General features: G+C 56.9%; 21 protein-coding genes. 19 read left to right on the plus strand and 2 right to left on the minus strand.

The features are described from left to right. The first annotated feature begins 1 nt into the window (after position 1). The 10 genes from nuoE to nuoN all read left to right on the plus strand — a co-directional run bounded on the left by nuoE (position 2) and on the right by nuoN (position 12,089). Complete coding sequence (nuoE, locus tag ACREYP_RS06785) at positions 2-502, plus strand: NADH-quinone oxidoreductase subunit NuoE (RefSeq protein WP_008459776.1); 501 nt, start codon at positions 2-4, stop codon at positions 500-502. After that, entirely contained in the window at positions 499-1,845 is a 1,347-nt protein-coding gene (gene nuoF / locus ACREYP_RS06790) for an NADH-quinone oxidoreductase subunit NuoF (protein ID WP_039305072.1), read from the plus strand. The genes nuoE and nuoF overlap by 4 nt, the downstream gene beginning before the upstream one ends. Before the next feature lie 169 nt (positions 1,846-2,014). Beyond that, positions 2,015-4,738 (plus strand): NADH-quinone oxidoreductase subunit NuoG, encoded by a 2,724-nt coding sequence (gene nuoG / locus ACREYP_RS06795; RefSeq protein WP_336819250.1) that lies wholly within the window; start codon positions 2,015-2,017, stop codon positions 4,736-4,738. Further along, positions 4,735-5,712 carry an NADH-quinone oxidoreductase subunit NuoH gene (nuoH, locus tag ACREYP_RS06800; RefSeq protein ID WP_008459779.1) on the plus strand — a complete coding sequence of 326 codons (978 nt, stop codon included), beginning with the start codon at positions 4,735-4,737 and terminating at the stop codon, positions 5,710-5,712. The genes nuoG and nuoH overlap by 4 nt, the downstream gene beginning before the upstream one ends. Positions 5,713-5,726: 14 nt before the next feature. Next, the gene (nuoI, locus tag ACREYP_RS06805; RefSeq protein WP_008459780.1) at positions 5,727-6,269 is read left to right on the plus strand and encodes an NADH-quinone oxidoreductase subunit NuoI; all 543 of its coding nucleotides are present in this window, start codon (positions 5,727-5,729) and stop codon (positions 6,267-6,269) included. A 10-nt stretch (positions 6,270-6,279) separates the two neighbouring features. Beyond that, positions 6,280-6,837: an NADH-quinone oxidoreductase subunit J gene (gene nuoJ, locus ACREYP_RS06810; protein ID WP_008459782.1), complete on the plus strand. Its 558-nt coding sequence runs from the start codon at positions 6,280-6,282 to the stop codon at positions 6,835-6,837. Then, on the plus strand, positions 6,834-7,136 hold the full coding sequence (gene nuoK, locus ACREYP_RS06815; protein WP_008459783.1) for an NADH-quinone oxidoreductase subunit NuoK: 303 nt from the start codon (positions 6,834-6,836) through the stop codon (positions 7,134-7,136). The genes nuoJ and nuoK overlap by 4 nt, the downstream gene beginning before the upstream one ends. Next, complete coding sequence (nuoL, locus tag ACREYP_RS06820) at positions 7,133-8,974, plus strand: NADH-quinone oxidoreductase subunit L (RefSeq protein ID WP_336706920.1); 1,842 nt, start codon at positions 7,133-7,135, stop codon at positions 8,972-8,974. The genes nuoK and nuoL overlap by 4 nt, the downstream gene beginning before the upstream one ends. 121 nt (positions 8,975-9,095) lie before the next feature. Then, positions 9,096-10,625 carry an NADH-quinone oxidoreductase subunit M gene (nuoM, locus tag ACREYP_RS06825; RefSeq protein WP_336819249.1) on the plus strand — a complete coding sequence of 510 codons (1,530 nt, stop codon included), beginning with the start codon at positions 9,096-9,098 and terminating at the stop codon, positions 10,623-10,625. Positions 10,626-10,631: 6 nt separating this feature from the next. After that, positions 10,632-12,089 carry an NADH-quinone oxidoreductase subunit NuoN gene (gene nuoN, locus ACREYP_RS06830; RefSeq protein ID WP_008459789.1) on the plus strand — a complete coding sequence of 486 codons (1,458 nt, stop codon included), beginning with the start codon at positions 10,632-10,634 and terminating at the stop codon, positions 12,087-12,089. A gap of 54 nt (positions 12,090-12,143) precedes the next feature. On the opposite strand, the gene ACREYP_RS06835 is transcribed toward nuoN, so the two are convergent. After that, positions 12,144-13,046 (minus strand): LysR family transcriptional regulator, encoded by a 903-nt coding sequence (locus ACREYP_RS06835; protein WP_336819248.1) that lies wholly within the window; start codon positions 13,044-13,046, stop codon positions 12,144-12,146. Between the two features lie 112 nt (positions 13,047-13,158). Here ACREYP_RS06835 and ACREYP_RS06840 point away from each other — a divergent pair, with 112 nt between their 5' ends. The 9 genes from ACREYP_RS06840 to menE all read left to right on the plus strand — a co-directional run bounded on the left by ACREYP_RS06840 (position 13,159) and on the right by menE (position 21,988). Next, a complete protein-coding gene (locus tag ACREYP_RS06840; RefSeq protein ID WP_336819247.1) occupies positions 13,159-14,016 on the plus strand; it encodes an NmrA family NAD(P)-binding protein in 858 nt (285 codons plus the stop codon). A gap of 37 nt (positions 14,017-14,053) precedes the next feature. After that, positions 14,054-14,503 carry a GNAT family N-acetyltransferase gene (locus tag ACREYP_RS06845; RefSeq protein WP_336819246.1) on the plus strand — a complete coding sequence of 150 codons (450 nt, stop codon included), beginning with the start codon at positions 14,054-14,056 and terminating at the stop codon, positions 14,501-14,503. A 68-nt stretch (positions 14,504-14,571) separates the two neighbouring features. Then, complete coding sequence (gene elaB / locus ACREYP_RS06850) at positions 14,572-14,868, plus strand: stress response protein ElaB (RefSeq protein WP_166872207.1); 297 nt, start codon at positions 14,572-14,574, stop codon at positions 14,866-14,868. Between the two features lie 111 nt (positions 14,869-14,979). Beyond that, on the plus strand, positions 14,980-16,281 hold the full coding sequence (gene menF, locus ACREYP_RS06855; RefSeq protein WP_336819245.1) for an isochorismate synthase MenF: 1,302 nt from the start codon (positions 14,980-14,982) through the stop codon (positions 16,279-16,281). A gap of 82 nt (positions 16,282-16,363) precedes the next feature. After that, entirely contained in the window at positions 16,364-18,034 is a 1,671-nt protein-coding gene (menD, locus tag ACREYP_RS06860) for a 2-succinyl-5-enolpyruvyl-6-hydroxy-3-cyclohexene-1-carboxylic-acid synthase (protein ID WP_336819244.1), read from the plus strand. Then, positions 18,031-18,804 carry a 2-succinyl-6-hydroxy-2,4-cyclohexadiene-1-carboxylate synthase gene (menH, locus tag ACREYP_RS06865; protein WP_336819243.1) on the plus strand — a complete coding sequence of 258 codons (774 nt, stop codon included), beginning with the start codon at positions 18,031-18,033 and terminating at the stop codon, positions 18,802-18,804. Before menD ends, menH begins: the two co-directional genes overlap by 4 nt. 9 nt (positions 18,805-18,813) lie before the next feature. Continuing rightward, positions 18,814-19,671 carry a 1,4-dihydroxy-2-naphthoyl-CoA synthase gene (gene menB, locus ACREYP_RS06870; protein ID WP_008459804.1) on the plus strand — a complete coding sequence of 286 codons (858 nt, stop codon included), beginning with the start codon at positions 18,814-18,816 and terminating at the stop codon, positions 19,669-19,671. After that, positions 19,671-20,636, plus strand: a complete 966-nt coding sequence (gene menC, locus ACREYP_RS06875; RefSeq protein ID WP_336819241.1) for an o-succinylbenzoate synthase — start codon at positions 19,671-19,673, stop codon at positions 20,634-20,636. The genes menB and menC overlap by 1 nt, the downstream gene beginning before the upstream one ends. Next, a complete protein-coding gene (gene menE / locus ACREYP_RS06880; RefSeq protein WP_336819240.1) occupies positions 20,633-21,988 on the plus strand; it encodes an o-succinylbenzoate--CoA ligase in 1,356 nt (451 codons plus the stop codon). The genes menC and menE overlap by 4 nt, the downstream gene beginning before the upstream one ends. Before the next feature lie 13 nt (positions 21,989-22,001). Here menE and katA read toward each other — a convergent pair whose 3' ends face one another. Then, positions 22,002-23,450: a catalase KatA gene (gene katA / locus ACREYP_RS06885; RefSeq protein WP_008459821.1), complete on the minus strand. Its 1,449-nt coding sequence runs from the start codon at positions 23,448-23,450 to the stop codon at positions 22,002-22,004. Positions 23,451-23,687 lie beyond the last annotated feature (237 nt).

The following is a 23,687-nucleotide window of genomic DNA, read 5'->3' on the forward strand; positions in this document are numbered from 1 at the left end:
TATGCACGATAACCAACAAAACCAGGCTGAAGCTTTTGAGCTGAGTGCGGCAGAGCGTGAGGCGATTGAGCACGAGAAACACCATTACGAAGATGCCCGTGCGGCCTCTATCGAAGCGCTGAAAATCGTTCAGAAACAGCGCGGTTGGGTGCCAGATGGTGCCATCTACGCGATTGCTGACGTGCTGGGTATCCCGGCGAGCGATGTAGAAGGTGTGGCCACTTTCTATAGCCAAATATTCCGCCAGCCGGTTGGCCGCCACGTGATTCGCTACTGCGACAGCGTGGTTTGCCATATCACCGGTTACCAGGGCATTCAGTCGGCTATCGAAGCCAAACTGAACATCAAGCCGGGCCAGACTACGTTTGACGGCCGCTTTACCCTGCTGCCAACCTGCTGCCTGGGGAACTGCGACAAGGGGCCGACCATGATGATTGATGAGGACACTCACAGCCATCTGACGCCGGAAGCCATCCCTGACTTGCTGGAGCAGTATAAATGAAGACGATTATTCGTACTGCCGAAACCCATCCGCTGACCTGGCGTCTGCGCGATGACAAACAGCCGGTCTGGCTTGACGAATACCGTAGCAAAAACGGCTATGAAGGCGCGCGTAAAGCGCTGACCGGCATGGCGCCAGATGAAATCGTGACTGCGGTAAAAGACGCTGGCCTGAAAGGGCGCGGCGGCGCGGGCTTTTCCACCGGTTTGAAGTGGAGCCTGATGCCGAAAGACGAGTCCATGAACATCCGTTACCTGCTGTGTAACGCCGATGAAATGGAGCCAGGCACCTATAAAGACCGCCTGCTGATGGAGCAACTGCCGCACCTGCTGGTGGAAGGCATGCTGATTTCCGCTTTTGCGCTGAAAGCATACCGTGGCTACATCTTCCTGCGTGGTGAGTACATCGAGGCGGCAGACCACCTGCGTCGCGCGATTGCCGAAGCCACCGAAGCGGGCCTGCTGGGTAAGAACATCCTGGGTTCCGGTTTCGATTTCGAACTGTTCGTACACACCGGAGCCGGGCGTTATATCTGCGGGGAAGAAACCGCGCTGATTAACTCCCTGGAAGGCCGTCGTGCGAACCCACGTTCTAAGCCACCGTTCCCGGCATCAAGCGGCGTTTGGGGTAAACCGACCTGTGTAAACAACGTCGAAACCCTGTGTAACGTCCCGGCTATTCTGGCTAACGGCGTGGAGTGGTATCAGGGCATTGGCGGCGGCATGAGTAAAGATGCCGGCACCAAACTGATGGGCTTCTCTGGCCGCGTGAAAAACCCTGGCGTCTGGGAATTGCCGTTCGGCACAACCGCTCGCGAAATCCTGGAAGAATACGCCGGCGGCATGCGTGATGGCCTGAAGTTTAAAGCCTGGCAGCCGGGTGGGGCGGGGACCGACTTCCTGACGGAAGCTCATCTCGACCTGCCGATGGAATTTGAAAGTATTGGTAAAGCAGGCAGCCGTCTCGGTACGGCGCTGGCAATGGCGGTTGACCATGAAATTGGTATGGTGCCGCTGGTGCGTAACCTGGAAGAGTTCTTTGCCCGTGAATCCTGCGGCTGGTGTACACCGTGCCGCGATGGTCTGCCGTGGAGCGTAAAAATCCTGCGCGCGCTTGAGCGCGGCGAAGGACAGCCGGGGGATATCGAAACCCTGGAGCAGCTTTGCCGCCATCTGGGTCCAGGTAAAACCTTCTGTGCCCACGCGCCGGGTGCCGTTGAGCCATTGCAGAGTGCGATTAAATATTTCCGCGACGAATTCGAAGCAGGCATTGCCAAACAGGATTACGGAAATCTGCGTGCCATTAATGGTATTCAGCCGAACCTGTTAAAAACGCGCTGGTGATAGACAGCTTTTCACCCTCACCCTACCCCTCACCCTGAGGGAGAGGGGATAGACCGGTGATTTTCTCCCTCTCCTGGGGGAGAGGGCCGGGGTGAGGGCGAAGGTGGTTCGCACAAGAATTTTTGATTAACGCCTGAAGTTATTCAGGCCAACTGGAAGCATGCTGACTATGGCTACGATTCATGTAGACGGCAAAGAATACGAGGTCAACGGAGCAGACAACTTGCTGGAAGCTTGTCTCTCCCTCGGTCTTGATATTCCTTATTTTTGCTGGCATCCGGCGCTGGGCAGCGTCGGTGCTTGCCGCCAGTGTGCGGTGAAGCAATATCAGAACGCGGAAGACACTCGCGGTCGCCTGGTGATGTCCTGTATGACACCGGCCTCCGACGGGACCTTCATCTCTATTGATGATGGCGAAGCGAAACAGTTCCGTGAAAGCGTTGTGGAATGGTTGATGACTAACCACCCGCACGACTGTCCGGTCTGTGAAGAGGGCGGCAACTGCCACCTGCAGGATATGACCGTGATGACCGGTCATAGCTTCCGTCGCTACCGCTTTACCAAGCGTACTCACCGCAATCAGGATCTCGGTCCGTTCATCTCTCATGAAATGAACCGCTGTATCGCCTGCTACCGCTGCGTGCGTTACTACAAAGACTACGCAGACGGTAAAGACCTGGGCGTTTACGGCGCGCACGACAACGTCTACTTCGGTCGTCCGGAAGACGGCACGCTGGAAAGCGAGTTCTCCGGTAACCTGGTAGAAATTTGCCCGACCGGCGTATTCACCGACAAAACGCATTCCGAACGCTACAACCGTAAGTGGGATATGCAGTTCGCACCGAGCATCTGCCAGCAGTGCTCGCTGGGCTGTAACACCAGCCCGGGTGAACGTTACGGCGAACTTCGTCGTATCGAAAACCGCTACAACGGCACCGTGAACCACTACTTCCTGTGCGACCGCGGCCGTTTCGGTTATGGCTATGTGAACCTGAAAGACCGTCCGCGTCAGCCAATTCAGCGCCGTGGTGATGACCTCATTACCCTGAACGCCGAACAGGCAATGCAGGGTGCGGCGGATATCCTGCGTCAGTCGAAGAAAGTGATTGGCATCGGTTCTCCGCGCGCAAGCGTGGAAAGCAACTTTGCTCTGCGCGAGCTGGTTGGCGCTGAAAACTTCTACACTGGTATTGCAGCTGGTGAGCAGGCTCGCCTGCAGCTGATGCTGAAAGTGCTTCGTGACAGCGGCGTTCACACGCCTGCGTTGCGTGAAATCGAATCATATGATGCGGTGCTGATCCTGGGCGAAGACGTTACCCAGACCGGCGCTCGTGCTGCCCTGGCTATCCGTCAGGCGGTCAAAGGCAAGGCGCGTGAAATGGCAGCGGCTCAGAAAGTGGCTGACTGGCAGATCGCCGCAATCCTGAACATCGGTCAGAACGCTAAGCATCCGCTGTTTGTCACCAACGTGGATAGCACCCGCCTGGACGATATCGCCGCATGGACTTACCGTGCGCCGGTTGAAGATCAGGCTCGCCTTGGTTTTGCGATTGCCAATGCGCTGGACAGCAACTCTCCGGCGGTTGAACTGGATCGTGACCTGAAAAACAAAGTGGACGTTATCGTGCAGGCGTTGGCCGGTGCGAAGAAACCTCTGATTGTTTCCGGGACGAACGCCGGTAGCGAAGCTGTGATTCAGGCTGCGGCCAATGTGGCTAAAGCGCTGAAAGGCCGCGGTGCAGACGTCGGCGTCACCATGATTGCTCGCGCGGTTAACAGCGTTGGCCTCGGCATGATCGGCGGTGGCTCTTTGGAAGAGGCTCTGAGCGAGCTGGAAAGCGGCGCTGCCGATGCGGTAGTGGTGCTGGAAAACGATCTCCATCGCCATGCTTCCGCTGCCCGTGTAGATGCGGCGCTGAGTAAAGCCCCTCTGGTAATGGTTATTGACCATCAGCGTACGGCCATCATGGACAAAGCACACCTGGTACTTTCCGCGGCGAGCTTTGCAGAAAGCGACGGGACGGTGATCAACAACGAAGGTCGCGCCCAGCGTTTCTTCCAGGTTTATGACCCGGCTTACTACGACACCAGCGTGACGATGTTCGAAAGCTGGCGCTGGCTGCACTCGCTGCACAGCACCGTGCAGAGCCGTGACGTTGACTGGACGCAGCTTGACCATGTGATTGACGCCTGCGTGAAGGTATTGCCTCAGTTAGCCGGTATTAAAGATGCCGCGCCGGATGCTTCCTTCCGTATCAAAGGTCAGAAGCTGTCTCGTTCTCCTATCCGTTCGAGCGGACGCACCGCTATGCGCGCCAATATCAGCGTGCACGAACCGCGTCAGCCGCAGGATAAAGACACGATGTTTGCCTTCTCGATGGAAGGGAACAACAGCCCGCTGGCCGACCGTCAGCAGATTCCGTTTGCCTGGGCTCCAGGCTGGAACTCCCCGCAAGCATGGAACAAATTCCAGGCCGAAGTGGGCGGTCATCTGCGCCACGGCGATCCGGGCGTGCGCCTGATCGAAGCCTCTGAAACGGGCCTGGACTACTTCACTTCCGTGCCGGATACCTTCCACGCGGAAGAGGGCAAATGGCGAATCGCGCCGTACTACCACCTGTTTGGTAGCGACGAGCTGTCCCAGCGTTCTCCTGTGTTCCAGAAGCGTATGGTTGAGCCTTACATCAAGCTGAACCCGGCCGATGCCGCGAAGCTTGGCGTTAACGCCGGAAGCCTGATCTCCTTCAGCTACGAAGGCCAGACGCTGAGTCTGCCGCTGCAGCTGTCCGAAGGTCTGGTTGCAGGGCAGGTTGGTTTGCCGATGGGGATGCCGGGGATTGCGCCAGTGCTTGCCGGTGCTCGTCTTGAAAATCTGCAGGAGGCTGCGCAATGAGCTGGCTGACACCGGAAGTTATCGACATTCTGCTGAGCATCCTCAAAGCGGTTGTCATTCTACTGGTCGTGGTGACCTGTGGGGCATTCATGAGTTTCGGCGAACGTCGTCTGCTCGGTCTGTTCCAGAACCGCTACGGACCGAACCGCGTAGGCTGGGGTGGTTCACTCCAGCTGGTTGCGGACATGATCAAGATGTTCTTTAAAGAGGACTGGATCCCTAAGTTTTCTGACCGCGTGATCTTTACGCTTGCACCCATGATCGCGTTCACCTCGCTGCTGCTGGCCTTTGCTATTGTGCCGGTCAGCCCAAGCTGGGTGGTGGCGGATTTGAACATCGGGATCCTGTTCTTCCTGATGCTGGCGGGCCTGGCGGTGTACGCCGTGCTGTTCGCTGGCTGGTCCAGTAACAACAAATACTCCCTGCTTGGTGCGATGCGTGCTTCCGCGCAGACCCTGAGTTATGAAGTGTTCCTGGGGCTTTCCCTGATGGGCGTGGTGGCGCAGGCCGGTTCCTTTAATATGGCCGACATCGTCAACAACCAGGCACATCTGTGGAACATCATCCCGCAGTTCTTCGGCTTCGTGACCTTTGCGATTGCCGGCGTTGCGGTTTGCCACCGTCACCCGTTTGACCAACCGGAAGCCGAGCAGGAACTGGCCGATGGTTATCACATCGAGTATTCCGGTATGAAGTTCGGTCTGTTCTTCGTCGGGGAATACATCGGCATCGTCACCGTTTCTGCACTGATTGTGACGCTGTTCTTTGGTGGCTGGCATGGCCCGTGGTTACCACCGTTCATCTGGTTCGCGCTGAAAACCGCGTTCTTCATGATGATGTTCATTTTGATTCGCGCCGCACTGCCTCGTCCACGTTATGACCAGGTGATGTCCTTCGGCTGGAAAGTTTGCCTGCCGCTGACGCTAATCAACTTGCTGGTGACCGCCGCGGTCATTCTTTACCAGGCACCATAAGGGGTGAAAAAACCATGACATTGAAAGAGTTAGTGGTTGGTTTCGGCACCCAGGTACGCAGTATCTGGATGATCGGCATGCACGCTTTCGCCAAGCGCGAAACCCGCATGTATCCGGAAGAACCAGTGTATCTGCCGCCGCGCTACCGTGGCCGTATCGTGCTGACGCGCGACCCGGACGGTGAAGAGCGCTGCGTTGCCTGTAACCTGTGTGCGGTAGCCTGCCCGGTAGGCTGTATTTCCCTGCAGAAAGCCGAGATGAAAGACGGTCGTTGGTATCCGGAGTTCTTCCGCATCAACTTCTCACGCTGCATCTTCTGTGGCCTGTGCGAAGAAGCCTGTCCAACCACCGCGATTCAGCTTACCCCGGACTTTGAGCTGGGTGAGTATAAGCGCCAGGATCTGGTGTACGAGAAAGAGGATCTGCTGATCTCCGGTCCGGGCAAATACCCGGAATATAACTTCTATCGGATGGCAGGTATGGCAATCGACGGCAAAGATAAGGGCGAAGCGGAAAATGAAGCTAAGCCTATCGACGTCAAAGGCCTGTTACCTTAAGGAGTCAGGAATGGAATTCGCTTTTTATATCTGCGCCATTGTGGCCGTCCTGACGACCCTTCGGACGATCACTCACACCAATCCAGTGCATGCGCTGCTGTACCTGATCATCTCGCTGCTGGCGATCTCCGGGGTGTTTTTCTCCCTCGGAGCTTACTTCGCCGGTGCGCTGGAGATCATCGTGTACGCCGGGGCTATCATGGTGCTGTTCGTCTTCGTGGTGATGATGCTTAACCTCGGTAACGCGGTTCAGCAGCAGGAACGCGAGTGGCTGAAACCGCAGCTGTGGATTGGGCCTGGCGTCCTGTCTGCAGTCCTGCTGGTGGTTCTGATTTACGCCATCCGCACCGTTAACGACCAGGGTATTGATGGCACGTCCATCGATGCGAAGCAGGTCGGTATCGCGCTGTTCGGGCCTTACGTACTGGCGGTGGAGCTGGCCTCCATGCTGCTGCTGGCGGGTCTGGTCGTTGCGTTCCACCTGGGTCGTGAAGACCGTGCCGGTGAGGTGCTGAGCAATCGCCCTGCTGACATGGCCGTGAGAAGAAAAACGGAGGAGAACGTATGATCCCGCTGCAACATGGACTGATCCTCGCCGCCATTCTGTTCGTGCTGGGACTGACCGGGCTGGTCATCCGCCGCAACCTGCTGTTCATGTTGATCAGCCTGGAAGTGATGATTAACGCCGCCGCGCTGGCCTTCGTGGTTGCCGGCAGCTACTGGGGCCAGGCTGACGGTCAGGTGATGTATATACTCGCGATTAGCTTAGCTGCTGCCGAAGCCAGTATTGGCCTCGCGCTGTTACTGCAGCTCCATCGTCGTCGCCAGAATCTGAATATCGATTCAGTAAGTGAGATGCGTGGATGAACCTTCTCTGGTTAACCATTGTTCTGCCATTGATTGGCTTTTTACTGTTGGCATTTTCCCGCGGCCGCTGGTCAGAAAACCTGTCCGCAACCATCGGGATGGGCTCTGTAGGTCTGGCGGCGGTAGTCACCGCCATTGCCGGGGTTGATTTCTTTAACAACGGGCAGCAGGCGTTCACTCAGCCGCTGTGGACCTGGATGGCGGTCGGTGATTTTAATATCGGCTTCAACCTGGTGCTGGACGGCCTGTCCCTGACCATGCTTTCTGTGGTTACCGGTGTTGGCTTCCTGATCCACATGTTCGCTTCCTGGTACATGCGCGGTGAAGAGGGTTATTCCCGCTTCTTCGCCTACACCAACCTGTTCATCGCCAGCATGGTGGTTCTGGTCCTTGCCGACAACCTGCTGCTGATGTACCTCGGCTGGGAAGGCGTGGGCCTCTGTTCTTACCTGCTGATCGGTTTCTACTACACCGATCCGAAGAACAACGCGGCGGCAATGAAAGCGTTCGTGGTGACTCGCGTCGGGGACGTGTTCCTGGCCTTCGGCCTGTTCATCCTCTACAACGAGCTGGGCACGCTGAACTTCCGCGAAATGGTTGAGCTGGCACCGCAGCACTTCGCTGCCGGCAACCAAATGCTGACCTGGGCAACCCTTATGCTGTTAGGCGGTGCGGTCGGTAAGTCTGCACAGCTTCCGCTGCAAACATGGCTTGCGGATGCGATGGCGGGCCCAACCCCGGTTTCTGCGCTGATTCACGCGGCTACCATGGTTACCGCGGGCGTCTACCTGATTGCCCGTACCCATGGCCTGTTCCTGATGACCCCGGAAATTCTGCATCTGGTGGGTATCGTAGGTGCCGTTACGCTGGTGCTGGCAGGCTTTGCCGCGCTGGTACAGACCGACATCAAACGCGTACTCGCTTACTCCACCATGAGCCAGATTGGCTACATGTTCCTGGCGCTGGGCGTGCAGGCGTGGGATGCGGCAATCTTCCACCTGATGACCCACGCGTTCTTTAAAGCGTTGCTGTTCCTGTCATCCGGTTCGGTGATTCTGGCGTGCCATCACGAACAAAACATCTTCAAGATGGGTGGGCTGCGTAAGTCTATTCCGCTGGTGTATGTCTGCTTCCTGGTTGGGGGCGCGGCGCTGTCCGCTCTGCCGCTGATTACCGCAGGCTTCTTCAGTAAAGATGAAATTCTTGCTGGTGCGATGGCGAACGGCCACATCAACCTGATGGTTGCGGGCCTGGTCGGGGCGTTTATGACCTCGCTCTACACCTTCCGCATGATTTTCATTACGTTCCACGGTGAAGAAAAAATTCACGCTCACGCAGGGAAGGGGATTACCCACCACCTGCCGCTGGTTGTTCTGCTGGTGCTGTCCACCTTCGTTGGCGCAATGATTGTGCCACCGCTGCGCGGCGTACTGCCGGAAACCACTGAACTTGCGCACGGCAGCGTGCTGACCCTGGAGATCATCTCCGGCGTCGTCGCCATTGCCGGTATCCTGATTGCCGCCTTCCTGTGGCTGGGTAAACGTACTCTGGTGACGTCGCTTGCGAACAGCGCACTGGGGCGTTTCTTCGGTACCTGGTGGTTCAATGCCTGGGGCTTCGACTGGCTGTACGACATGATTTTCGTCAAGCCATTCCTCGGTATTGCGTGGCTGCTGCGCCGTGACCCGCTGAATGCTTTGATGAACATTCCGGCAGTTCTCTCCCGCTTTGCTGGCCGCGGCCTGCTGGTGAGCGAGAACGGTTATCTGCGCTGGTATGTTGCGTCCATGAGCATCGGTGCCGTTGTAGTTCTCGGCCTGCTGCTGGTTCTGCGTTAACAGGATTTCTTCCATCCCCCTCTCTCTGTTGAGAGAGGGTCGGAGTGGGGCTTAATACCTCCTCTGGCGCTGGGAAGTGAGCGATGTTTAAGAATTATTTTGACTTAGGGACTCAAACGCCATGCTATTACCCTGGCTAATACTAATCCCCTTTATCGGCGGCTTCTTCTGCTGGCAGACCGAACGCTTCGGCGTGAAAGTGCCTCGCTGGATTGCGCTGATCACCATGGGGTTGACACTGGCACTGTCTCTGCAATTGTGGTTGCAGGGTGGCTATTCTCTGACGCAGTCGGCGGGTTTGCCGCAGTGGCAGTCAGAGTACATTCTGAAATGGATCCCACGTTTTGGCATTGATATTCACCTGGCGCTCGACGGTCTGTCGCTGCTGATGGTGGTGCTGACCGGCCTGCTTGGCGTGCTGGCGGTGCTCTGTTCCTGGAATGAAATCGAAAAATATCAGGGATTCTTCCACCTCAACCTGATGTGGATCCTCGGCGGCGTTATCGGCGTGTTCCTTGCCATCGACATGTTCCTGTTCTTCTTCTTCTGGGAAATGATGCTGGTGCCGATGTACTTCCTGATTGCGCTGTGGGGCCACAAAGCCTCCGACGGGAAGACGCGTATTACCGCCGCGACCAAGTTCTTCATCTATACCCAGGCGAGCGGCCTGGTGATGCTGATTGCTATCCTGGGTCTGGTGTTTGTGCACTACAATGCGACCGGCGTATGGACCTTCAACTATGAGCTGTTGCTGAAAACGCCGATGTCCCACGGTGTACAGTGGCTGCTGATGCTGGGCTTCTTTATCGCCTTCGCGGTAAAAATGCCGGTGGTTCCTCTTCACGGCTGGCTGCCGGATGCGCACTCCCAGGCACCAACGGCGGGTTCCGTTGACCTGGCAGGTATCTTGCTCAAAACTGCGGCCTACGGCCTGCTGCGTTTCTCTCTGCCGCTGTTCCCTGAAGCGTCTGCTGAATTTGCACCAATCGCCATGTGGCTGGGTGTCATCGGCATCTTCTACGGCGCGTGGATGGCCTTTGCCCAGACCGACATTAAACGCCTGATAGCTTATACCTCCGTTTCCCACATGGGCTTCGTGCTGATTGCTATCTACACCGGCAACCAGCTGGCTTACCAGGGCGCGGTAATTCAGATGATCGCTCACGGTCTGTCCGCGGCGGGTATGTTCATCATCTGCGGTCAGCTTTACGAGCGTCTGCACACGCGTGACATGCGCATGATGGGCGGCCTGTGGAACAAAATTAAATGGCTGCCTGGTCTGTCGATGTTCTTCGCTGTTGCCACGCTGGGTATGCCCGGGACCGGTAACTTCGTCGGTGAATTCATGATCCTGTTCGGCAGCTTCCACGTTGTGCCGGTCATTACCGTGATTTCAACCTTCGGTCTGGTCTTTGCCTCTGTTTACTCTCTGGCGATGCTGCATCGCGCGTACTTCGGGAAAGCTAAGAGCGAAATCAGCGATAAACAACTGCCTGGCATGTCCATGCGCGAGTTCTTTATCATTCTGTTGCTGGTGGTGCTGTTAGTTCTGCTGGGCTTCTTCCCGCAGCCGATTCTGGATACCTCGCATTCTGCGATGAGCAATATTCAGCAGTGGTTTACCAGTTCACTTTCTACTACAAGGCCGTAATTCGCCATGACAATAACTCCTCAACATTTGATCGCGCTGCTACCGCTGTTGATCGTCGGATTGACGGTGGTGGTTGTGATGCTCTCCATTGCGTGGCGACGCGACCATTTTCTGAATGCTACGCTGTCGGTTATCGGCCTTAACGCCGCGCTGATTTCACTGTGGTTTGTCGGTCAGGCAGGGGCGATGGATGTCACCCCGCTGATGCGCGTTGACGGCTACGCCATGCTCTACACCGGGCTGGTACTGCTGGCGAGTCTGGCAACCTGTACCTTTGCTTATCCGTGGCTGCAGGGCTACACCGACAACCGCGAAGAGTTCTATCTGCTGGTCCTGATTGCTGCCCTGGGCGGTATTCTGCTGGCTAACGCGAACCACCTCGCGGCGCTGTTCCTCGGCATTGAGCTGATCTCTCTGCCGCTGTTCGGCCTGGTTGGCTACGCCTTCCGCCAGAAGCGTTCTCTGGAAGCGAGCATCAAGTACACCATTCTGTCAGCGGCGGCATCGTCCTTCCTGCTGTTCGGTATGGCGCTGGTATACGCTGATTCCGGTAGCCTGTCGTTTGTTAGCCTCGGCAAGAGCCTGGCGGACAACATGCTGCACGAACCTCTGCTGCTGGCGGGCCTGGGTCTGATGATCGTCGGTCTTGGCTTCAAGCTTTCTTTGGTGCCGTTCCACCTGTGGACCCCAGACGTATACCAGGGCGCGCCTGCCCCGGTTTCCACCTTCCTGGCAACCGCCAGCAAAATCGCCATCTTTGGCGTGGTGATGCGTCTGTTCCTGTACGCCCCAGTGGGCAACAGCGAAGCGGTTCGCGTCGTGCTGGGTATTATCGCCTTCGCGTCAATCCTGTTCGGTAACCTGATGGCGCTGAACCAGTCCAACATCAAGCGTCTGCTGGGCTACTCTTCCATCGCACACCTCGGTTACCTGTTGGTGGCGCTGATTGCGCTGCAAACCGGTAACATGTCGATGGAAGCGGTAGGGGTTTATCTGGCCGCTTACCTGTTCAGCAGCCTGGGTGCATTCGGCGTGGTTAGCCTGATGTCCAGCCCTTACCGTGGCCCGGATGCCGACTCACTGTTCTCCTACCGCGGTTTGTTCTGGCACAAGCCGGTGCTTTCGGCGGTGATGACCGTGATGATGCTTTCTCTGGCGGGTATCCCAATGACCCTGGGCTTCATCGGTAAGTTCTACATCATTGCCGTGGGCGTTCAGGCTCACCTGTGGTGGCTGACCGGCGCCGTGGTTCTGGGCAGTGCCATCGGCCTGTACTACTACCTGCGCGTGACCGTGAGTCTGTACCTGAGCGCGCCTCAGCAGCTTAACCGCGACACCCCATCTAACTGGGCGTTGACTGCGGGCGGCGTGGTGGTGCTGATCTCCTCCCTGCTGGTGCTGTTGCTCGGTATTTATCCGCAGCCGCTTATCAGCCTGGTGCAGCTGGCGCAGCCGCTGATGTAATCGGGTTAACAAGACAGTTCAAAACCGCCACTTGCTGGCGGTTTTTTTATGGGCTTAGTTTTTGGCTAGCTCGAGGATAAAATCCAGAAAACAGCGGGTGCGTGCGGCGGGATTGATACGTGAAGGGTAGTAAGCATAAAGCGGAAAACGCTCGTCCGGCCAGTCGGGAAATAAATCCACCAACAGTCCCTGTTTCACAAGATCGTCAGAGCCAAACGTCATCATCTGGGCAATCGCGTGCCCGCTCAGGCAGGCTTCATGCAAAGTGCGGGCGTCGTTCAGCGTCAGGCGGCCGCTGACCGGGACTTTAATCGCTTCTCCTTTACGATGAAACTCCCATTCAAACGGCCTGCCGGTTTCCGGATCGCGGAAATGAATGCAGGTATGCCCCAATAGCGCCTGTGGTGTTTCAGGCCTGCCGTGCCGCGCCAGATAGGCCGGGGTGGCAACCGTCATGATGCGAGTTTCCAGCAGCTTGCGTGCCACCAGCGTGCTATTTCGAGGCACGCCAAAACGAACAGCCAGATCGAAACCATCGCCAATCATATCCCCCAGCCGATCGCTTGTGACCAGATCCAGTTTAAGATCGGGATAGCGGGACATAAAAGTTTCCAGTTGAGGCCCCAGGATCAGGCTAGAGAAGAACGGATCGATGTTGACCCGAAGTCTGCCGGTAATGGCTTTAGTGGCGAGCGACGCGGTGCTGGTCACATCTTCCAGCGCGGCCAACAGCGGAAGGATCTGACGATAAAACGCTTTGCCTTCAACGGTCAATGCCACTGCGCGGGTAGTGCGGTCAAAAAGGCGGATGCCGAGGCGTTTCTCCAGGCGGGCAATCGCCCGGCTGACCCCCGGCGGGGACATATTGATCACCTCCGCGGCGGCGGCAAACGTGCCGCTTTCCACTACGGCGGTAAACACGGACAGACCATTAAAGGTCCGATCGTTAAAAATCATATTAGTGCTCCGCAGTCATCAGTGAATTGTCTTAGGTGCTATCGATACAACATAGCTGCATCCGCATAATGCCGTCCACACCCTGCGGGGGATCTCTAACTGGAGAAACATTATGTTCGCAATTACAGGTATTACCGGACAAGTTGGCGGTGCACTGGCAGAAGCATTGCTTGCTCAAGGGCATGAGATTCGGGCCGTCGTTCGCTCTGAAGCTAAGGGACAGCCCTGGGCACAGCAGGGCGCAGACGTTGAGCTGGCTGAAATGCACGATGGCGAAGCGCTGGCACAAGCCTTCACCGGGGCCGAAGCGGTCTTTATCCTGCTGCCGCCGGTGTTCGATCCTTCAGGGAATATGGCTGAACCAAGAGCCCACATCTCGGCCATCAGGCACGCACTGCTGGCTGCGCGCCCGCAGCACGTGGTCTGCCTTTCAACCATCGGGGCGCAGGCAACGCAGCCAAACCTGCTGAATGCTCTGGGCCTGATGGAAAAAGAGCTCACGGATGTTTGTGATTCCGTCGCGTTCCTCCGCGCGGGCTGGTTTATGGAGAACTTCCTCTGGGATGTAGAAAGTGCCAAAGAGACCGGGACTATCTACAGCCACCTGCAGCCGCTTGAGCGCGTTATCCCAATGATTGCGACAGTCGATATCGGCCAGCTTGCCGCCGAATTATTGACTCAGCCAGAATCAGGAACCCGGATTGTGGAACTGGAAGGACCGCAGCGCTACAGCCCGCAGCTGGCAGCCGAAGCGTTCTCTCAAGTTTTGGGGCGGCCGGTAACGGTAAAAGCCGTGCCGCGGGAAAACTGGGAGGCAGATTTCCTTGCTCAGGGCATGAAAAACCCGCTCCCACGCATGCAGATGCTGGACGGCTTTAACGAAGGCTGGATTGATTTCACCGGCGATACGGTGAAAGGTGCCACGCCTCTGGAAACTGTGCTAAAACAGTTGCTTGAGCGGCACCAGTAATCCGTCAGGTGGCGCCTGAATCAAAAGGAGTTTTTCAATGCTTAACTGGCAGGATTTACACCATTCTGAACTGAGCGCCACCGACCTTTATGCCCTTTTGGCCCTGCGCTGCGAAGTCTTTATTGTTGAGCAGCGTTGTGCATATCTGGATGTTGATGGTGAGGACTTGGTGGGAGAGAACCGCCATATCCTCGGCTGGCGGGACGGCAAACTGATTGCCTATGCCCGCATTCTAAAGAGTGACAACGAGCTGGAGCCGGTGGTCATTGGCCGGGTTATTGTTGATGCGTCGGTGCGCGGCGAAAAGCTTGGGCAACAGCTCATGACTCAGGCGCTTGCCGCCTGCCAGCGCCAATGGCCTGACCGTGCAATTTACTTGGGCGCTCAGGCGCATTTGCAGGCGTTTTATGCCCAGTTCGGCTTCTACCCGGTCACCGAAGTGTATGACGAAGATGGTATTCCGCATGTCGGGATGGCCAACGGCTAACGCAGGCGAAATCAGCTCCGGTTGTCTATAGTTAGCGGACGAGAAATTTTTTAACACGGAGAACAGTGATGCAACCGTATGAATCTCGTCTCGATGATGACCTCGCACTTTTAAGCGACACGCTTGAAGAAGTGCTTCGCGCCTCCGGCGACCCGGCTGACCAGAAGTACATTGAGCTAAAGGAAAAGGCCGAGCAGGCGCTGAATGACGTCAAAGCACGCATCAGCAACGCTTCCGACACTTACTATTACCGCACCAAAAAAGCAGTCTACCGCGCCGATGATTACGTGCATGAAAAGCCCTGGCAGGGTATTGGCATCGGGGCTGCAGTCGGGTTGGTGGTTGGGCTTTTACTCCGCCGATAATCTTGACCGCGCCTGCAAATGGCAAATAAAAAATCTTACCCCCTGGGTAGGATTTTTTTTTGTGGGAACGACCACGTATAATCAGGGGTTTTTACGGGGCGTGAGGTAAACGTGAATTCAGTAGCCGTCGCACTGCAGCAAATGCAGCAGGAATTAGCAGGGGAATTTGCGGATAAGCCGGGCCTTCAGCGCCTGTGCGTGCCGGTCACGCTGAGTGACGCCTCCGATCCTCTCGCCTGGCTCACGGCTCAGTCACGTTATCCCCAATTTTACTGGCAGCAGCGCAACGGTAACGAAGAAGTGGCTGCCCTGGGGGCATTGCTGAGTTTTTCTGCGTTGGAAGACGCCCAGGCTTTTCTGCAGTCCCACCCGGAACAGCCTTTCCTGCGCGTCTGGGGATTAAATGCCTTTGATCCGTCCCACGGTTTTCTTTTTCTCTCGCGGCTGGAATGGCGGCGAGTAGGTGGGGAGGCGTTTCTTTGGCTGCATCTGTACAGCGAAACTTCCTTGAAGCAGGATGCGTTGGCGGCTGCGGCTTTTATTGAGCAGCTTCTGCCGGCGAAACTTCTCCCGCAGCTCAATCTCAAATGCCTCGGTGAAACTCATCTGCCGGAGCAGCTCGAATGGCACCGCCTGGTGGATCAGGTGGTCAGTGCCATCAGCCAGAAAGCGCTGGATAAAGTCGTGCTCGCCCGGGCCACCGATCTGGCGTTTTCTTCCCCGGTTTCTGCTGCAGGGTTCATGGCCGCCAGCCGCCGAATTAACCTGAACTGCTACCATTTTCTGATGGCGTTTGATGCGAAAAACGCCTTCCTTGGCTCCAGCCCGGAACGCCTGTGGCGAAGAATCGACGATGCGCTGCGAACGGAAGCCCTGGCCGGAACGGTGGCAAACCACCCGGACGATGCTCAGGCCGCTAAACTAGGCCAGTGGCTGCTGAAAGATGACAAAAACCAGCGTGAAAATATGCTGGTGGTAGAGGACATTTGCCAGCGCTTGCAGGCTGCGGTCGGCGCGCTGGATGTGTTGCCGCCACAGGTTATGCGGTTGCGCAAAGTTCAGCATTTGCGTCGCTGTATTTGGACGCAACTCAAGCGTCAGGACGATGCGCTTTGCCTTAAACAGTTGCAGCCTACCGCCGCCGTGGCGGGATTACCGCGTGAGCTGGCTCGGGAATTTATTGCCGAGAACGAGCCTTTTGAGCGTGAATGGTACGCAGGTTCGGCGGGTTATTTGTCCCGCCATCAAACGGAGTTTTGTGTGGCGCTGCGCTCGGCAAAAGTGAGCCATACCGGCGTTCGCCTTTATGCCGGGGCGGGCATTGTCGCCGGCTCGGTTGCCGCAGAAGAGTGGCAGGAAATTGAAAACAAAGCGGCCGGTTTGAAGACGTTACTGATCGGCAGTGGTAACTGAATAAGCTATTCACGACGCAAATCAATTTAACCCTTGCCATAGTATTTATAATCGAAAGTCGAAATTGACTGCGGACAATATTATGTCGATAAGCTCATTTAACCGCCGCTGGGCGGGCGTCATACTCGAAGCATTAACCCGACATGGGGTGCGGCATGTGTGTATCGCGCCCGGCTCCCGCTCCACGCCGCTGACGCTCAGCGCGGCGGAAAACCGCAGTTTCATTTGCCATACTCACTTTGATGAACGGGGCCTGGGCCATCTGGCGCTTGGGCTGGCAAAAGCCAGCGGCGAGCCGGTGGCAATCATTGTCACCTCCGGCACCGCCGTGGCCAATCTTTATCCTGCCGTGATAGAAGCCGGATTGACCGGCGAAAAGCTGATTTTGCTGACGGCAGATCGCCCGCCCGAACTTATCGACTGTGGTGCGAACCAGGCGATTCGTCAGCCGGGACTGTTTAACTCCCATCCTTCCGCTGCACTCAATCTGCCTCGCCCAACGCATGATATTCACGCCAGCTGGCTGGTCTCTGCCATTGACAGCGCCGTCGGCCAGCTCAACGGGGGCGCACTGCATATCAACTGCCCCTTTGCTGAGCCATTTTATGGCGCGCCGGACGATACCGGCGTCGACTGGCAAAACCAGCTTGAAGGCTGGTGGGAAGGCAACACGCCCTGGCTGCGTGAAGTGCACGACAATGCCGTGCCGAAGCAAAGAGACTGGTTCTTCTGGCGGCAAAAACGCGGCGTGGTAGTGGCCGGACGGCTTTCTGCCAGCGAAGGTGAGCAGGTCGCGGCCTGGGCGCAAATGCTTGGCTGGCCGCTTATCGGCGATGTGCTTTCACAGACCGGACAGCCTCTGCCGTGTGCGGATCTGTGGCTGAGCAATAGCCAGGCCGTGACTTGTCTTGAACAGGCGCAAATTGTCATCCAGTTTGGCGGCAGTCTGACCGGAAAACGGGTTCTTCAGTGGCAGGCCGCCTGCAGGCCGGAAGAGTACTGGCTGGTGGACAAGCAGCCCGGGCGTCTCGATCCTGCCAACCACCGTGGCCGCCGTCTGGTTGCCAGCGTTGAAGCCTGGCTGGAAAAACATCCGGCAGAAAAACGCCTGCCCTGGGCCGAAGCGCTAACGTCTCTGGCCTGGCAGACGCTGGAAAAGGTTGAGCAAGGAACCCGAGAATTTGGTGAGGCACAGGTTGCCCAGCGCCTGTCGCAGCTGCTGCCGGAAGGCGGTCAGCTGTTTGTTGGCAACAGTTTAATTGTGCGTTTGATCGATGCTTTTGCCCAGCTTCCCGTGGGGTATCCGGTGTACAGCAATCGAGGGGCGAGCGGCATTGATGGCCTGCTGTCAACCGCCGCAGGCGTTCAGCGGGCAACGGCGCGCTCCACGCTCGCGATAGTCGGCGACATTTCGGCGCTCTATGATCTTAATGCCCTTGCACTGCTGCGTCACGCCTCGGCACCGTTTGTGCTGCTGGTGGTCAACAATAACGGTGGCCAGATCTTCTCACTTTTGCCGACGCCTGCCGAAGAGCGTGAGCGTTTTTACTGTATGCCGCAAAACGTGAACTTCTCCCACGCAGCCGCCATGTTTGAGTTGGGGTATCAGAACCCTGAAAACTGGCAGGCGCTTGAAGAGGCCGTTCGTCGGGCCTGGTTGCGCCCTGGCGCGACGGTGATTGAAATTAGCGTGCCGGAAACCGCCGGCGCTCAGACGCTGCAGCATTTGCTGGCCCTGGTTAGCCAGGCATGATCCTTCATGCAGCGCCGCATTCGGGCCACTGTTCAACTCTGCCACACATAGTCTGGCTGCACGGTTTTCTTGGTAGCCATCATGAGTGGCAGGCGCTTAAGCCGCACTTTTCCGACTGGCCGCAGCTGTGCGTGGACCTGCCCGGCCACGGTGGTTCCACCGATCTTCACGTGCAGAGTTTTGCCGAGGTTGATAACGCGTTACGAAATACCCTCAAACATCACGGTATAAATCACTATTGGCTCGTGGGCTACTCCCTGGGCGGGCGCATCGCGATGTATCACGCCAGTCAGGCTGAGTCGAAAGGGCTGCGTGGTCTGGTGGTAGAAGGCAGTCATCCTGGCCTGATAAGTGGGGCAGATCGCGAGGCGAGAGCGCTGAACGATGCCCGCTGGGCGCAGCGTTTGATGCACGAAGATATCCAGACCGTGTTGAACGACTGGTATCAGCAGCCTGTTTTCCGTTCCCTCAGCCGCGCGCAACGCACTGACTTAGTCGCCCTGCGTGCGCAAAACAATCCCGAGACGCTAGCCCGGATGCTTGAGGCAACGTCGCTTTCCCGACAGCCCGATTTACGTGAGCCACTTGGCCAGCTAGCCGCGCCGTTTCATTTTATTTGCGGTGAACGAGACGAAAAGTTTCGCGCCGTTGCCGCCGAGCTTAACTGTTCCCTGGCTCTTATTTCCGGGGCAGGACACAACGCCCACCGTGAAGCTCCCGCCGCGTTTAGTTCCGCTCTGTTAACCCTCTTTCGTCAATATGACCTGTAAGGATCTTTCATGATTTATCCTGATGAACAAATGCTTTATGCCCCGATTGAATGGCTGGATTGCTCCGAAGGTTACACCGATATTCGCTACCACAAATCCAGCGACGGTATCGCCAAAATCACCATCAACCGCCCGGAAGTGCGTAATGCGTTTCGTCCGCTGACCGTCAAAGAGATGATCAATGCCCTGGCCGATGCGCGCTATGACGACAACATTGGCACCATTATTCTGACCGGCGAAGGAGAAAAAGCCTTCTGTGCGGGCGGTGACCAAAAAGTGCGTGGTGACTACGGCGGCTACCAGGACGCAAGCGGCGTACATCACCTGAACGTGCTCGACTTCCAGCGCCAAATTCGCACCTGCCCTAAGCCAGTTGTGGCGATGGTGGCGGGTTTCTCCATCGGCGGCGGCCATGTGCTGCACATGATGTGCGACCTGACTATCGCGGCGGAAAACGCCGTGTTTGGCCAGACTGGCCCGAAAGTTGGTTCTTTCGACGGCGGCTGGGGCGCTTCCTACATGGCGCGTATTGTCGGCCAGAAAAAAGCTCGCGAAATTTGGTTCCTGTGCCGCCAGTACGATGCGAAAGAAGCGCTGGATATGGGCCTGGTGAATACCGTTGTACCGATTGCCGATCTGGAAAAAGAGACCGTGCGCTGGTGCCGTGAAATGCTGCAGAACAGTCCGATGGCGCTGCGTTGCCTGAAAGCGGCGCTGAATGCTGACTGCGACGGTCAGGCGGGGCTGCAAGAACTGGCCGGGAACGCCACGATGCTGTTCTACATGACCGAAGAAGGCCAGGAAGGGCGCAACGCGTTTAACCAGAAGCGTCAGCCGGACTTCAGCAAATTTAAACGGAATCCGTGATGCGCAGCGCGGCGCTGTGGCGCTTTCAAATCCCGATGGAGGCTGGCGTAGTGCTTCGCGACCAGCGTCTCAAATTTAGAGATGGGCTTCTGGTGCGCCTGACAGTGGGCGAACGCAGCGGATGGGGCGAAATTTCCCCTCTGCCGGGATTTAGCCAGGAAACACTCGCGGAGGCTCAGGCGCAGGTTGACCGCTGGCTTGAACAATGGCTGGCAGATGAATCGACTCCGTTACCCGAGTTGCCGTCGGTCGCTTTTGGCTTGAGTTGTGCGCTGGCTGAGGCAGAAGGTACGCTGCCACAGGCCGCTGACTACCGCCCCGCCCCGCTGTGCACCGGCGACCCCGACGAGCTGATCCTGGCACTGGCAGAAATGTCGGGCGAAAAAATCGCGAAGGTGAAAGTGGGGCTGTACGAGGCCGTTCGCGATGGCATGGTGGTTAATTTATTGCTTGAAGCCGTGCCTGAACTTCGTCTGCGTCTGGATGCTAACCGCAGCTGGACCCCGCTCAAAGCGCAGCAGTTCGCTAAATACGTCAACCCGGATCATCGCTCGCGCATCGATTTTATTGAAGAGCCGTGCAAAACCCGCGAGCAGTCCCGAGAGTTCAGCCGGGATACGGGAATTGCAATTGCCTGGGACGAAAGCCTGCGGGAGGCTGATTTTACTTTCAGCGCTGAGCCGGGCGTTTCAGCAGTGGTGATTAAACCGACGCTTACCGGTAGCCTGAACAAAGTGCGTGAGCAGGTTGCGGCGGCACATTGTCTGGGGCTGAAAGCGGTGATCAGTTCCTCCATTGAGTCCAGCCTCGGTTTGACTCAACTGGCCCGCATCGCCGCCTGGCTCACGCCGGGAACCCTGCCTGGGCTGGATACTTTATCCCTGATGCAGTCTCAGCTTGAGCGCAGCTGGCCCGGCAGCCCTCTGCCGTGTGTTACCGTGGACGGACTCGAGCGTATTCGATGATCTTTCCCGACTGGCCGTGGCGTCACTGGGCCGATGCCAGGAGCACAAGTGTTGCGCTCCGTCTCGACGATGAACTATTAACCTGGCAAACGCTGTGCCAGCGCGTGGATACGCTGGCGGGAGGTTTTCGCCAGCAAGGAGTAAAAGAAGGCGATGGCGTTGCGCTTAAAGCGAAAAATGGCCCGCAAACGCTGCTTGCCTGGCTGGCGTTATGGCAGTGTGGGGCGCGCATTCTGCCGTTAAATCCTCAGTTGCCTGATAGTTTGCTGGCGCAGCTTTTACCGTCGATGACGCTGAGCTACGGGTTAACTTTGACCGACAGCGAACCTCTGCCGGATGTGGTTCCATTATCGCTGACTAGTGCACTTGCCTGGCACGAAAGCTGGCAGCCGATGCGTCTGGCTTCCATGACGCTGACTTCTGGTTCAACCGGGTTACCCAAAGCAGCGGTGCATACATTCTCGGCCCACCTTGCCAGCGCAGCGGGTGTCCTGGCGATGATGCATTACGGCCCCGACGATAGCTGGCTTTTATCTTTACCGCTGTTTCACGTTTCCGGGCAGGGGATCCTCTGGCGCTGGCTGTATGCCGGCGGCCAGTTGGCGATATCAAGCGCGCAATCGATAAACGAGGCGTTGCATGGCTGTACCCACGCTTCCTTAGTGCCCACACAGCTTTGGCGGCTGCTGGAAAAACAGGAACCTCTGGCGTTGCGTGAAGTGCTCCTTGGCGGGGCAGCCATCCCCGTTGAACTGACGCAGCAGGCGGAGGCGCGTGGGGTGCGTTGCTGGTGTGGTTATGGGCTCACCGAGCTGGCCTCTACGGTTTGCGCCAAACGCGCCGATGGTCAGCCAGATGTGGGGGCTCCATTGCCAGGCCGGAAGGTAAAAATCGTCGATGAAGAAGTGTGGATACAGGCGAATAGCCTGGCCAGCGGCTACTGGCGGGACGGGCAACTTATTCCTCTGGTGAATGAACAGGGCTGGTTTGCTACCCGCGATAGGGGCGTTTTGCATTCGGGCCGCCTGACGATTGTCGGGCGTCTTGATAACCAGTTTTTCAGCGGCGGGGAGGGCATCCAGCCGGAAGAGGTTGAGCGGGTAATTGCCGCGCATCCAGCGGTTCAGCAAGTGTTTGTGGTGCCGGTGGACGACGTTGAATTTGGCCAGCGGCCCGTTGCCGTGGTTGAGATTAGTTCCGGATGTGAGTTTAACGACATTGCCGCCTGGCTTGACGGAAAACTGCCACGTTTTCAGAGGCCTGTGCGCTGGCTGGCGCTGCCGCAGGAGTTAAAACAGGGCGGGATTAAAATCTCCCGCCGCAGGCTGAAAGAGTGGGCTGCAGGGGCATAACCCCTGCAAGGTATTACTTATTGTTCTTCAGTGCCTGAAGTGCATTCGCTACCCCGGCACCGTATTCAGGATGTACCTGGCTGAACAGGCAAATCTGACGGTTCTGAATGCTTTCCGGGACGTCTTTCATCTCACCCGCAATGCGCACAAACATACGCTGATGCTCTTCATCGCTCAGCAGGTTATACAGTGCGCGCGGCTGGCTGAAGTAGTCGCTATCTTCGCGATGGTTCCAGTGGTCGGCTGCGCCTTCCAGGCTCAACGGCGGCTCGCTGAAATCTGGCTGTTCCTGGAAAACGTTAAAGCTGTTTGGCTCGTAGGTTGCGCCATTGCCGCTGTTGCCGTCCACCCGCATGGCTCCGTCGCGGTGGTAGTTGTGGAACGGGCATTTTGGCGCGTTCACCGGAATTTGATGATGGTTCACGCCCAGGCGGTAGCGGTGTGCGTCACCGTAGGAGAACAGGCGACCCTGCAACATGCGATCGGGTGAGAAACCAATGCCCGGTACGACGTTGGCCGGGGACATCGCCACCTGTTCAACGTCAGAGAAGTAGTTTTCCGGGTTGCGATTCAGTTCCAGCACGCCCACTTCTATCAGTGGATAGTCGCCGTGTGGCCAGACTTTGGTCAGATCAAACGGGTTGTACGGCGTTTGTGACGCTTCGGCTTCCGGCATAATTTGCACGAACAACGTCCAGCGAGGGAAATCACCAGCCTCAATGGATTCGTACAGATCGCGCTGGGAGCTTTCGCGGTCCTCTGCGATCAGGCGGCTGGCTTCATCATCCATCAGGTTCTCAATACCCTGCTGGGATTTGAGATGGAACTTCACCCAGAAACGCTGATTGTCGCTATTGATAAAGCTGAAGGTATGGCTGCCAAAACCGTGAATGTGACGATAAGAGCGCGGTAAGCCACGGTCGCTGAAATCAATGGTCAACTGATGAAGGGCTTCCGGCAGGTGCGAGAAGAAATCCCATTTATACGTAGGGTTACGCAGGTTGGTGCGTGGATCGCGTTTGACGACGTGGTTCAGGTCGGGGAATTTCAGCGGATCACGGAGATAGAACACCGGCGTGTTGTTGCCCACCAGGTCCCAGTTGCCCTCCTCGGTATAGAATTTCATGGAAAAGCCGCGAATATCTCGTTCGGCATCCGCCGCGCCGCGCTCACCGGCCACGGTGGAAAAGCGCAGGAACAGCTCAGTTTTTTTGCCGACTTCTGAGAATAATTTTGCCCGGGTGTAGCGGGTGATGTCATGCGTCACGGTGAAATGACCAAACGCGCCGGAGCCTTTAGCGTGCATGCGGCGCTCAGGGATCACTTCGCGGTCAAAGTGGGCGAGTTTTTCAAGGAACCAGACGTCTTGAAGTAGCATCGGGCCTCGCGGGCCTGCGGTAGCAACGTTGTTGTTGTTTACAACGGGAGCGCCTGCGCCGGTTGTTAATCCTTTCTTGCTCATTAATGCCTCCTTGGGAGCCAGGTTTCACAGTAAAAAAGCGTTTATTTAAATCCACTTTTTTACTGTGTTTATTATTCACCTGCTCAATGTGTCATTTCGCGCTACCCGGCTGCATTGATCTTGTCACACAAAAAGGCGTCTTTTCATTTTCTTACAATCAAGGAAATATTGGCATTTTCTAGCGTGTTAATAAGATAATGCGCCACGCCATCCAATGGCATTTTTAAGGGCAGCCCT

The sequence above is a fragment of the Enterobacter sp. TMH.L2 genome (genome assembly GCF_050847315.1).
In the GTDB taxonomy this organism is placed as follows: domain Bacteria; phylum Pseudomonadota; class Gammaproteobacteria; order Enterobacterales; family Enterobacteriaceae; genus Cedecea.